The following is an 11,472-nucleotide window of genomic DNA, read 5'->3' as shown; positions in this document are numbered from 1 at the left end:
CATTCGCTCCATGATGGAGCATTGTTTCTTGCTGGCACATGAAAGAGAGTTATCGTTCTTAAAGGGAGTAGTCCCTGCAGAAAGCATCGGGACCTATGGTAAAGATGGATTTATGGATTGGTCGGCCGACATGGCCATATTGAACCTCGTAGAAGACAAGCCGGTTGTTTACCTGATGAATATCATCCGTAAGATTGAGCAACACATCATCAGCTATACGAATGCCAATGAACTGGTATGGAAAGAGATAGCGGCGGACGAGGATGTTATGGAGCAATCGATATTGACTTGGTTGACCATTATTGGAGAACTGAAATATGAAGGCTATGCGGACATACTGGAATCCTTAGGAGGGTTGATTGAATGCTATGGGATGGTGATCTGGAACCTTGCCTATCAGCAGATCTTTGAATTTGACGATGTATTTCTGGAGACTGAGCTGGAGTATTATGCATGGGATGGTCGATTGGAGTCGTTAGGCATTGAAAACGACAATGCGCTGTATCTATTAGGAATCTATACCGACATCCAGTTGGATGCGGCACAAATTGAACAATTTAAAACTGAGTACAATGGGAAAGTATAAAAATGGGATTAACGGACCTTTTTCCGGGAAGATAGGGACTGTAGTAGGGGCGACAAGCCGTGGTGTTGATTATATGCGAAGTGTTCCGGACATCCGGGTTGATAACCCCTCGGAGAAGCAGATCAGGATGCGGAACATTATGACGTTGATTAGTTGTTGGCTTAAGCCATTAAAATCAATAATTGCGATTGGCTTCAAAGTACTTACAGGAAGTAAAACACCATTAAACGAAGTTTTTGCGTTAATTTTCAAAGAAGCGTTAATTGTAAATGGAAACGAGATCAGCATTGATTATAAAAATGTAGTGTTGAGTAAAGGAGAATTACTGTTATCATTTGTATTTGAGATCTTGACGTTAATCGATTCTCTGGTGCACATCAAATGGCAAAACTTCAATGCGTCGATCTATAATAAAAGCGATGATAAAGCCACGTTTGTCTTATACAATCCGGCTAAGGAGAAGTTCGTCACATTTGTAGGAGTTGCAAATCGCGAAGCAGAGCAGGCAGAACTGAAATTGCCAGCTGAATTTGCCGGAGATACTTTGCATTGCTGGATGCAGTATGTGAATGTGGAGGGCGATAAGGTAAGTACGAGCGCGTACCTGGGTGAGATAGTGGTAGGGTAGAGTAGGAGTTGTTGCTTGTTAAGTTGCTTGCTGTGAAGCGAGCAGAAAAGTTCTTTGACGTATTTTTAAATTTATCCGTTTTTTGAGTTACTTTTATTAGGCTTGCTATATAATCTTTAAACCTAACCATGTTATAACGATTACTTAAGACAATCGATGTCAAAAAACATTTGATAGTTTGTTGATAACGATGAAATGTAATTTCCCATTGAATAAGCTGATTTCATCGTTATCAACAAACTACTTCTTCAAAAAGAAATCTGCGTAGGATGAAGATCATAATGAACTGCGAGTTCTGCAAGTGTCTTCTACTCTTTTAACGCCTTACTTTTTCATCCTGTCTAAATTTACGACCTTTTTTAAAACCTTAAAATATCGACCTAATATTGGGGAGTATTCTATTAAACCTTTGATTGATAATGAACTTGCAAATTCATTATCAATTATACTAGATAACTATATAAATTCAACACCTTTTAGCAGGCTTATTAGTGCTGTTAGGGCTTTCGTTCTATCTTCCTTTTTATATTGTACTACCGTTATCAAAAGTTTATTTAAGGAATTAGGTAAACCATAGCACATTAAATATCCAATTGGATCATCGAATCGCTCCTTTTCAGAGATGAAAACTGAAAAACCGTTCATTTTCTTGATCTCATAATTTGAGTGGCTGTAATAGTTTTTAGACCTAGCCTTTAGCTGCTTAAATTCATATTCTTTGCCTTGAAGAAAGTCTTTCTCTAAATTGCCAGTTTGATAAAACATTTTTAGTATGACTCCATCCTTTTCAAAGACCTGACTACCATCATTGTCATCTATAAACAACAATGGCCACTTTGCTTTTCCCAATTCTTTCTTATTAACCGTTGATGAATTGACGATCTTTAAATCTTTGGGGACTTGTATTTTTATATCTTTTGATAAAGAAATTTGGGCAGTGGATGTTAAAAAAAAAGCTGCGAAAGCTAACAACAAAATATATTTTTTCATGTTCTTTAGATTTATGTTATATGCCCTTCCTAAGATGCCTTATTATAAATCATCAGCGGACCACGGTAATACTTTGTCCGGTATCGTATATCCTGTTATCCCAATCTAGCTTGATACGATATGTTCCCGGAGGAGTTGAGTTTCCAAGCACAAGAGTGATTTTATTCGGAGTAACTGAATTCACATGAGCAGTATGACCCGCGAAATTAGCAGTAATCGTACTCCCATTATTGTAAAAACCTTCACCTGTGATGGAAATTGTTGAACCCGCTGTTGCAGATGAGGGAGAAACAGCATCAAATCTGGTAGGCAATACTTCGAAAACCCCGCCAGGCACCAAAACATTCTCTGCGTCAGTTGAAACACTTAACGTATAAGTTTTTGCCTCCATACCCATAAGCACACGTCCAACTATTTCCGACTCTGAAACTGCATCGAAAAACACACCCCCACTACTATTGAATTTCACAATATAATTGGCTCCTTTCGCAAATTTCCCAGTGATGTGGATCGGTACCCCGGGTAAGCCCGCTTTAGGAGAAAATCCGGTGGCTTCAGGTTTTGCAATGGTGAGCGCTGTAGAGGAACTAACGGTATGCGGGCCAAAAGTTATGGAAACAGGATAACTATTTCCTGTGGCATACTTTGCATTATGGTCTAGACGAAAAATTAGCTTACCATCTTCATTTGCAGTAACCCATTGCTGAAAATTCCCCACTTTCACAGAGAATTCATTATAGCCTCTTTGCAAATACAAAAAGTTATCCAATTGTATGGCTACCGTCTGCAGGTCTAGGGCCGGATTCGGGCTAATGGATTTGATTACAGGAGGTGTTAAAGCAAACTCCCAGGGCAGTACTGCTCTTACGTTACCTTTTTTATAACTCAGCGTCAACTTCTCCGTCATAATATTTCCAGGAACACCAACATAAAATCCATTATCGTAATCTGAGTTTCCTGTTACCTCCGAGTGCTGTTCGAAATAGACATGCATCGCGTCTTTTGACGCCGGGAGGTTATCTCCAGTAAATCTGATCTTTGTATTTATAGGGCCAAATTTTGGGTTCATGTCTTTGATGTTCGCCCAAATTCTAAATTCGTGAGATACATAAGAAGTGAAGCTTCCCACAGAAGACTTCACTTCGATTGTTTGTCCATGTCCTACTGGAATTCCAGTTGGCACCTCAACGGTAACTCCAATATCTGTTATTGTCTTTATGGGCGTTTGTATACCACCGAAAGTGATTTTAATATCGCCCGGTTTTAACCCTTTATAAGACCCAGCAAGAGCAATTATATCACCAGTTTTTCCCTCGTTAGGAATAATACTCGAAACAATTGAGCCATTATAGCGGCTGGAAAATATTTCACCGTATCGTGTGCCATTTTTATCAGTTACATATGCTTTTGCAACAAATAAGGCTTGAAGGCCATTTACTTCAGGAAATTTCAATCCATTAATCGTCGTGGTAAAAAAGCCGGATGTAATTTCTCCTCCCAGGGAAACTTTGGTGCCTTTTGAAATTTCATCCTCTGCGGTGAACCAGTAAATAAATCCGTGGTCTGTAATCTTTCCTCCTCCAGGATTGATGATTTTTCCAACTATCTCAACGCCAATTGGACTATTGAATGTTAATGACGAAGTTTCCACTTCAGCTGGAGGAATTTCAGGCGCCGGTGCTTTATCTTTTCCGCAACCTAATGAAAATAATATTACCAATAGGATCAGGGAGGGCATTAAAAGCCCATGGCGGATAGTCGCCGAGAAGCGGAGAATTTTCATTAATTTAGATTTTATGGTCTAATATAAGTGATAGGGCTGGCTTTTCTCCTATTACCTTATGTTAATTTTGTCCAAGTAATTTATTTGACAGACACTTGTAGTACAATATTATTTTACTTTTTAATATTTGGTATTATATTGCACAAATATGATTGACCGTAGAAAATCCTCACAACATTATCTTTATCATTGCGTACCAAAATATTATAGATGTATACGCCAATATTTCCTCTTGTAGTTACAGACCGCACCATAGAGATGGCATGGGAAGACAGAACACCCTTTGATATTATTAAGATTCAATTTGGAATTGGTGAACAACAGGTTATTGAATTGATGTGCAATGAAATTAAGCCGTCAAGTTTCAAAATGTGGCGCAAGCGTATGCAAGGGCGAAAAACAAAACATGGAAGTTTGTCTTGCAGGGTTAAATGTGACAGGCAAAGACAAATCAGTGCCAATACGATCAGTAAACGAAATTAATCGTCCTTATGTCTGCGAAAAAAATGGCCTTAGTTTGGTTCAAAACAAATCTACGTTTACGCGATAACGAATGTTTAGTGAAAGCCATGGCAGAAAATGATGAAGTGGTTCCATTTTATTGTTTGGACGATGCGCTTTTGGGTACCACAAAATACGGGTTTAAGAAAACCGGGGTTATCAGACTAAAATTCTTAAAAGAAAGTTTGCAGCAACTGGATGAAGATTTGCGGAGCTTAGGCTCAGGTTTGGTCTTAATAAATGGAATTCCAGAAATAGAGATTTTCAGGATCGCAAATGAATACGGCGCTCAAAAAATTTATGCAGAGAAGGAAGTCGCTCCGGAGGAATTGATCACAGAAAAAAAGGTAGCAGATGAACTCTTAAAGTTAAATTGCACTTTTTTAACCTTTGAGTGTCGAAACCTTTTACATTCGTCTGAACTTCCATTTCCTGTTGGTCAATTGCCGGATACATTTACAGAGTTTAGAAAAAGGACGGAAAAGGTATTTTCCGTCAGGCCGGTATTGCCTAAACCATCTAATATCGCATCTCCTAATATCGCTCCATTAAATTTAACCTGCTTAAATAAGTTATTCAGCAAAGAAGTAACAGTGGACCCCCGGACAGCCATACAATTTAAAGGTGGCGCGAAGGCAGCACACGAGCGCCTGCAATATTATTTTTTTGAAACGCAGTCCATATCAACATACAAAGAAACACGCAATGGTATGGTTGGTGAAAGGTATTCTTCTAAATTTTCTGCCTGGCTGGCACTAGGCTGTATTTCTGCAAGAGAAATCTACGAAGAAGTAAGAAAATTTGAGACGATATACGGAGCCAACGAATCTACCTACTGGCTTATTTTTGAATTGTTGTGGCGGGACTATTTTGGGTTATGCATGGAAAAAAACGGGATACGTTACTTTTTAAGGTCAGTTAGCCAACAACCTAAAGCGGCTAACCCCTCAAAATTTAATGCGGCGCTAATCCAATGGATCAACGGCCAAACCGGCGAGCCATTTATAGATGCCAATATGATTGAACTGAAACTTACCGGCTTTATGAGCAACAGGGGCAGGCAAAACGTGGCCAGCTATTTTTGTAATGATCTAAAGCTGGACTGGCGCTACGGTGCAGCTTATTTTGAACAGCAATTAGTGGACTACGATGTTTGCAGTAACTGGGGTAATTGGGCTTACCTTGCTGGCGTAGGAAACGACCCCAGGCCTAACCGTTATTTCAATATCGCCAAACAGGCCGCGACGTACGATCCGGATAACATTTTTCAACAACTTTGGCTTACATGATCAATTCAGCTACTATCATTTTTCCGCACCAGTTATTTAAAAACCATCCGGCATTACAAAAAAGCCGAGTGATCTACTTGGTGGAAGAATGGCTGTTTTTCCGGCAATATAATTTTCACCTGCAAAAACTAGTACTGCACCGGGCAAGCATGAAATGCTATGAAGACTGGCTGGAGCAAAATGGCTACACCGTTAATTACATTGATACCAACGTAAGCGAAAATGATTGCCGGCAATTGGTGGCAAGCCTTGCGAGCCAAAAGATAAGTCATATACACATGGCTGCAGTGGCAGATGACTGGCTGTTTAAAAGAATGCAAAATGCCAGTGCCAAACATGACATCAGCCTGCACCTTTACGATAGCCCTAATTTTTTAAATACAGTACAAAGTACGGAGGATTATTTCAGTAAAAAGAAGACGTACTTTCAAACAGACTTTTATAAATGGCAGCGGCAGCAGCGCGGCATTTTGCTGGAAAGTAATGGGCAACCGATAGGCGGCCAATGGACATTTGATTCGGATAATCGGCAAAAGTTCCCTAAAAAGGAAAAAGCACCAGTCATCGAATTACCTCAGGAGAACAAATATATTGTGGAAGCTAAGCAATATGTTAAAAAGTATTTCCCCGATAATTACGGTGTTTCAGACGCGCCGTGTTTGTTTGTGGTAAGCTTTGATGATGCTGCAAACTGGCTGGATGAGTTTTTAAAGAATCGCTTTGAAAAGTTCGGTATTTATGAAGATGCTATCGTGGCCAAAGAAGTCGTACTTCATCATTCTGTTTTAACACCGATGCTCAATATCGGGCTCTTAGAGCCCACCCAAATCATTGAAGCAGCATTAGATGCAGCACAGGAATATGATATCCCCTTGAACTCTTTAGAGGGGTTTATCCGCCAAATAATGGGTTGGCGAGAATTTATTCACCTAGTATACAATCGCGAAGGTGTTAAACAACGCACCACAAACTATTGGAAATTTAAAAGAAAGATTCCACATACTTTTTGGACAGGCGAAACGGGGATCCCTCCGATTGATATAACGATTAAAAAGATCTTACAAACCGGGTATTGCCATCATATAGAAAGGCTGATGGTATTGGGGAATTTTATGCAGTTGTGTGAATTTGATCCCGATGAAGTATACCGTTGGTTCATGGAAATGTTTATTGATGCATACGATTGGGTAATGGTACCCAACGTGTATGGCATGACGCAGTTTGCCGATGGTGGACTGATGGTCACCAAACCCTACATCAGCGGCAGTAATTACCTGATGAAAATGAGTGATTATGAAAAGGGCGAGTGGCAATCTATATGGGACGGGCTTTTCTGGCGATTCATGCACGTGCATCGAAGTTTCTTTTTAACGAATCCGCGTTTAGGCATGCTGATCAATACTTATGATAAAATGGCTCCGGAAAAGCAGCAAAATCATTTAAATAACGCCGAAATTTTTTTAGCACAACTGGATAATCAAACAACGCAATGAAGGATGTTAAAAAGCAAAATTTACCTACTAAAATCTGCATAGTTTGCAACAGGTCATTTACCTGGCGTAAAAAGTGGGAGAAAAATTGGGACAATGTAAAATACTGCAGTGATAGGTGCAGAAATAATACCAATCACCCTTAACTTTTAAGCGAATGCCACTTATCTCATATTTCAGTTAGGCTGGTTCACTCAACGGCATAGCTACATCGATGCGTTGTGTAAAATCGGTCGAATAATCCGACGGGATAAAATGCGGCGCAATTGAAGCAGTTTCTTATGGCTACTACACTGAAATAGGAGTCAATTACCGCATATTACAAATAATAGGTATAGGGCTTGGTAGAAAAAAACCTCGCAAGTACCCATGTACTTGCGAGGCGATGTACACCCAATAGGATTCGAACCTATGACCTACGGTTTAGAAAACCGTTGCTCTATCCAGCTGAGCTATGGATGCATATCCTTTTACAGAAGTCGCAAATATAGAGGTTAAGATGTAAATCCGCAAGGGTTATATTGATATTTTTTTGTGCGGAAACCGTTCCACGTAAGAAGAAATCATGTGTAAAATGTAATCGTTTGACTGATAAGGCTGTAAAGATGTCTTCAGCATTTCAGGTTTTGTTATATCACTGTGATTCGAGATATAGCCCATTCCATAAAAGATGCCTTTCTCTACTAACAAGCAACTCTGCTCATCCTCATTTCTTCCGGTATCAATAACGGCGTAGGAGGGAAGCATCGATTTTAACTGATTAAGCGCATACTTTACCCGTACATTGTAAGAAGCAGCAGACTCTTTATTTAAACATGCACCAGCACATTGACCTTCGTCATGACCAGTACAAGCGTTGCGGTTAGTTTGTACAAAACATAGTTTTTCACACAAAAGATGTTCTTTTATCAAAAGCCTTAGCAAATTATGACCTTCGAGAATCGTGTCGAAGCTATATAGTGCTGTAGTTTGCTTTTTGTATTTATCTATTCCAAGCCTTAAATATCCCTTTTGGTCTTCGAAATAATACAAGCCGTATTTCTGGCTAAAGCTTTTTAGCGCTCTGTTGAATGGTGGCCATAGTTTCTTTATTTCTGACGCCTCCAAAATGAAGGCCATTAATTCTGTTCCACATTCCTCATAATCTATGTTATGGATCTCTTTAAGAAAATTCTGACGCTGTCTGCTTGTACTATTCCCAGTAAAGTGAGAACATACCCGTTTGCGCAAATTCTTCGCCTTTCCAACGTAGATTACTTTTCCCTTTTGATCTTTAAAATAGTAAACACCCGTTGTTAATGGTAGCTTTTCTACCTCGGATTTCTGAAGATTTGCTGGGAGGATGTGGTCTTTGGAGAACTTATTTAATGCAGTATTAATATGATCATCGCAGTCGCAGTTTAAAAGATGTGTAAGCAGTATGGCGGTTGCATCAGCATCACCTCCAGCCCGGTGGCGGTTATTAAGCTGTATATTCAAATCGTTGCAAAGCTTTCCTAAACTGTAGGAACGATGCCCCGGAATAATCTTGCGACTCATTCTTACCGTACACAATTTTTTACATTGCAACTGATAACCTTCCAGAGCCAACTGGTGACGAACAAAAGAAAAGTCAAAGTTGACATTATGGGCAACAAAGATCTTATCGTTCAACAGCTCGTAGATTTTTTCGGCGACCAAATTAAATGTAGGTGCAAATTCAACCATTTCATTGCTGATACCTGTAAGCGCCTCAATGTGTGAAGGTATCTCTTGAATTGGGTTAATAAGCGTCTCATAACGATCAATCACCTTTAATCCATCATGAATTATTATGGCGATCTCAGTAATCCCATTGCCAGAAGCAAATCCTCCTGTCGTTTCAATATCTACAACTGCGTATAACATCTACCTGATTTAATCAGGTGTAAATATGCTAATAAAATTAGTATTAAGATAAAGTATTAAAAAAAATGGCAATTGGCATGTTTATGGCTTAAGTGTGTAAACAAGGATTATACAAGTAACTAATAGAAGTTGAGAAGGATACTAGCTGTAGATGATGACAATGATATTGTTGATATCATAAAAATCATACTGGAAGATGAAGGTTATGAGGTGTCAACCCTGACAAACGGACGGGAAGTCATGCAGGCAATTTCTCTTCAACGTCCAGACCTTATTTTGCTTGACGTTATGCTCGGTGGAATAGATGGAAGAGATATATGCAGAGCTATCAAAGGCGACGCATTATTAATGGACATCCCAATTGTGATGATATCAGCAAGCCACAATCTTCACAACCTTTTAAATGAAAAAGGTTCTCCAAATGATTTCCTTGCTAAACCTTTTGATATCGATAATCTCATAAAAAAGGTTAATGCTCAATTCATCGCCTAATCATAGTTGTACTAATTAGTATATCTTTTCAATTTTTGCTGTACTGATTTCAGTGCTATACTAAATCACTACTTGAATTTCAATCGGGTTGCTGTGTTGATCGCTAATTAAATTACCCTTTAACGCTATTCTTCTGCTGATTCTGGTTTGTGCAGACATTCGTTCCTTTTTATCTAGTTCTGTTATCGCAGTAATAGTGCTGTTTGACGTGTATCGTTTTCTTAATTAACAAAATGTTGTTCTAGACTTTATGTTAATGAAACATTTAATTGGCAGATTTGTTATGATCTCACTAACCAAATTCGATATGTTAAGCGACTATTTAAACTTCCAGTTTGATGTACAGGGAAAACCTATTAAAGGTTTCTGTATGCGAATTCAAGATGACTTTCACGAAACCTATGCTGTAATAGTAGATGGTTATCACTCTTTTTGCGTTTGGACCGATAGTTCTTCAACTTGGAGAATATCCAAGAATGCATCAGTTGAACCTACGGTTCTTCAACGTATAATAGCTGAACTTTCTACTAGCAAGCAGGGTAGCCTAGTCTGATTACCCGAAAAAAAGATAACACAACCCGATCGCCGTGCAAATCCCGACAAGGTCTGCCAGCAGCATTGCACCAATTGCATACCTTGTGTTTTTGATATTCACCGCACCAAAGTATACGGCAACAACATAAAAGGTAGTATCTGATGAGCCTTGCAAAATGCTCGACAACCTACCAGGAAATGAATCTGCTCCAAAAGTCTTTATCGTGTCAACCATCATTCCCCGGGCACCTCCTCCGCTTAGCGGTCTTATTAGTGCGGTAGGGATTCCATCTATAAATCTTGAATCAGCACCTAAAGCGGTACAAACGTATTTCAATCCATTTATCACGATCTCAAACGTTCCACTTGTTCGTAATAGGCTTATCGCTATGAGCATACCAACCAAATAGGGTATAATTCTGATAGCGGTTTCAAATCCACCTTTTGCTCCGTCAATAAAGGCATCGAAAACGTCAATGTTCTTATAAACTCCTCCCAGCACTATGATTAGGAAAATAAGCAACAATAGGCCGTTACTCAATATTCCTGAGAAGGATTGAAGTGCTGCCGTATTCAAACTCACAAGGTATAGGACGAGAAGCGAGATGATAATGGATAAACCTAAAACCCATCCCAGGATTGCAGGTTGCAATAGGTTTATTTTTTGTTTGAAGGAGACAATAATCATAGCCGCCATGGTTGCCATAAAAGTCGCAATCATACAGGGGATAAATATATCGGTAGGGTTGACCGCATTTAACGAAGCACGTATTGCGATGATACTGACTGGTATCAGTGTAAGGCCAGATGCATGAAGACACAAAAACATGATCTGCGCATTCGAGGCCGTGTCTTTATTAGGGTTTAGTTCTTGCAAGCTCTCCATCGCTTTTAAACCAAACGGAGTGGCTGCATTGTCGAGACCTAACAAATTAGCTGAAAAGTTCATCACCATGTGCCCCGTCGCTGGATGTCCATTTGGAATATCTGGAAAAAGCTTGGAAAAAAAGGGACCTATAATTTTCGACAGCAATCTAATCCCTCCAGCACGCTCTGCAATACTCATGAATCCCATAAATAAAGCCATGATGCCTATTAATTTTAAACAAATATTTACGGCCGTCCAGCAGGTTTCTATAACACCATCAACCTTAAGTGGGTTAGTAGCGTCATCTGCTTTTCCTATAATCATCCAGTTGAAGATATCAGATTGCCCAAAAAAGAAACATTTAATGGAGCCAACTACGATTGCTACGATGATAAAGGCAGACCAGATTCTACTTAACGCCATT

12 protein-coding genes and 1 tRNA gene are annotated in these 11,472 nt (G+C 39.3%); 8 read left to right on the top strand and 5 right to left on the bottom strand.

Annotation, left to right across the window (positions count from 1 at the left end; translation table 11 throughout):
- Both ACHFIZ_RS16485 and ACHFIZ_RS16480 read left to right on the top strand, forming a co-directional pair.
- The coding region (locus ACHFIZ_RS16485; protein ID WP_410887825.1) for a hypothetical protein at positions 1-586 on the top strand (586 nt) is incomplete at its 5' end.
- Entirely contained in the window at positions 573-1,214 is a 642-nt protein-coding gene (locus ACHFIZ_RS16480) for a DUF6266 family protein (RefSeq protein ID WP_410887823.1), read from the top strand. The genes ACHFIZ_RS16485 and ACHFIZ_RS16480, both read left to right, overlap by 14 nt.
- A gap of 456 nt (positions 1,215-1,670) precedes the next feature.
- Here the strand turns inward: ACHFIZ_RS16480 and ACHFIZ_RS16475 are convergent, their stop codons facing one another.
- Positions 1,671-2,204: a hypothetical protein gene (locus ACHFIZ_RS16475; protein WP_410887821.1), complete on the bottom strand. Its 534-nt coding sequence runs from the start codon at positions 2,202-2,204 to the stop codon at positions 1,671-1,673.
- Positions 2,205-2,256: 52 nt separating this feature from the next.
- Complete coding sequence (locus ACHFIZ_RS16470) at positions 2,257-3,987, bottom strand: IPT/TIG domain-containing protein (protein WP_410887819.1); 1,731 nt, start codon at positions 3,985-3,987, stop codon at positions 2,257-2,259.
- A gap of 210 nt (positions 3,988-4,197) precedes the next feature.
- Here ACHFIZ_RS16470 and ACHFIZ_RS16465 point away from each other — a divergent pair, with 210 nt between their 5' ends.
- From ACHFIZ_RS16465 to ACHFIZ_RS16450, 4 genes are read left to right on the top strand one after another with little or no spacing between them, the layout of a single operon-like run.
- Complete coding sequence (locus tag ACHFIZ_RS16465) at positions 4,198-4,470, top strand: TIGR03643 family protein (RefSeq protein WP_410887817.1); 273 nt, start codon at positions 4,198-4,200, stop codon at positions 4,468-4,470.
- 8 nt (positions 4,471-4,478) lie between these two features.
- A complete protein-coding gene (locus ACHFIZ_RS16460) occupies positions 4,479-5,777 on the top strand; it encodes a DASH family cryptochrome (RefSeq protein WP_410887815.1) in 1,299 nt (432 codons plus the stop codon).
- Positions 5,774-7,270, top strand: coding sequence for a cryptochrome/photolyase family protein (locus tag ACHFIZ_RS16455; protein WP_410887813.1), 1,497 nt, complete (start codon positions 5,774-5,776; stop codon positions 7,268-7,270). Before ACHFIZ_RS16460 ends, ACHFIZ_RS16455 begins: the two co-directional genes overlap by 4 nt.
- Complete coding sequence (locus tag ACHFIZ_RS16450; protein ID WP_410887811.1) at positions 7,267-7,413, top strand: DUF2256 domain-containing protein; 147 nt, start codon at positions 7,267-7,269, stop codon at positions 7,411-7,413. Before ACHFIZ_RS16455 ends, ACHFIZ_RS16450 begins: the two co-directional genes overlap by 4 nt.
- A gap of 242 nt (positions 7,414-7,655) precedes the next feature.
- On the opposite strand, the gene ACHFIZ_RS16445 is transcribed toward ACHFIZ_RS16450, so the two are convergent.
- Both ACHFIZ_RS16445 and ACHFIZ_RS16440 read right to left on the bottom strand, forming a co-directional pair.
- Positions 7,656-7,729, bottom strand: a tRNA-Arg gene (locus ACHFIZ_RS16445).
- Between the two features lie 54 nt (positions 7,730-7,783).
- Positions 7,784-9,154, bottom strand: coding sequence for an exonuclease domain-containing protein (locus ACHFIZ_RS16440; protein WP_410887809.1), 1,371 nt, complete (start codon positions 9,152-9,154; stop codon positions 7,784-7,786).
- Positions 9,155-9,283: 129 nt separating this feature from the next.
- Between ACHFIZ_RS16440 and ACHFIZ_RS16435 the strand changes: the two genes are divergently transcribed.
- Both ACHFIZ_RS16435 and ACHFIZ_RS16430 read left to right on the top strand, forming a co-directional pair.
- Positions 9,284-9,646: a response regulator gene (locus tag ACHFIZ_RS16435; RefSeq protein WP_410887807.1), complete on the top strand. Its 363-nt coding sequence runs from the start codon at positions 9,284-9,286 to the stop codon at positions 9,644-9,646.
- A gap of 256 nt (positions 9,647-9,902) precedes the next feature.
- Positions 9,903-10,199 (top strand): hypothetical protein, encoded by a 297-nt coding sequence (locus tag ACHFIZ_RS16430; protein WP_410887806.1) that lies wholly within the window; start codon positions 9,903-9,905, stop codon positions 10,197-10,199.
- Here ACHFIZ_RS16430 and ACHFIZ_RS16425 read toward each other — a convergent pair whose 3' ends face one another.
- Positions 10,200-11,471, bottom strand: coding sequence for a nucleoside recognition domain-containing protein (locus tag ACHFIZ_RS16425; protein WP_410887804.1), 1,272 nt, complete (start codon positions 11,469-11,471; stop codon positions 10,200-10,202).
- Between the last annotated feature and the right edge of the window lies 1 nt (position 11,472).

The sequence above is a fragment of the Pedobacter sp. JCM 36344 genome, assembly GCF_046546555.1.
Taxonomy (GTDB): Bacteria; Bacteroidota; Bacteroidia; order Sphingobacteriales; family Sphingobacteriaceae; genus Pedobacter.
Note: the sequence above shows the minus strand (reverse complement) of the source record. Positions and strands in the feature narration are given on the sequence as shown.

Coding starts and splice junctions, on each gene's coding strand:
- ACHFIZ_RS16475 (WP_410887821.1), bottom strand. CDS start 2,204: ATGAAAAAATATATTTTGTTGTTAGCTTTCGCAGCTTTTTTTTTAACA.
- ACHFIZ_RS16465 (WP_410887817.1), top strand. CDS start 4,198: ATGTATACGCCAATATTTCCTCTTGTAGTTACAGACCGCACCATAGAG.
- ACHFIZ_RS16460 (WP_410887815.1), top strand. CDS start 4,479: ATGTCTGCGAAAAAAATGGCCTTAGTTTGGTTCAAAACAAATCTACGT.
- ACHFIZ_RS16470 (WP_410887819.1), bottom strand. CDS start 3,987: ATGAAAATTCTCCGCTTCTCGGCGACTATCCGCCATGGGCTTTTAATG.
- ACHFIZ_RS16425 (WP_410887804.1), bottom strand. CDS start 11,471: ATGGCGTTAAGTAGAATCTGGTCTGCCTTTATCATCGTAGCAATCGTA.
- ACHFIZ_RS16430 (WP_410887806.1), top strand. CDS start 9,903: ATGAAACATTTAATTGGCAGATTTGTTATGATCTCACTAACCAAATTC.
- ACHFIZ_RS16440 (WP_410887809.1), bottom strand. CDS start 9,154: ATGTTATACGCAGTTGTAGATATTGAAACGACAGGAGGATTTGCTTCT.
- ACHFIZ_RS16480 (WP_410887823.1), top strand. CDS start 573: ATGGGAAAGTATAAAAATGGGATTAACGGACCTTTTTCCGGGAAGATA.
- ACHFIZ_RS16455 (WP_410887813.1), top strand. CDS start 5,774: ATGATCAATTCAGCTACTATCATTTTTCCGCACCAGTTATTTAAAAAC.
- ACHFIZ_RS16450 (WP_410887811.1), top strand. CDS start 7,267: ATGAAGGATGTTAAAAAGCAAAATTTACCTACTAAAATCTGCATAGTT.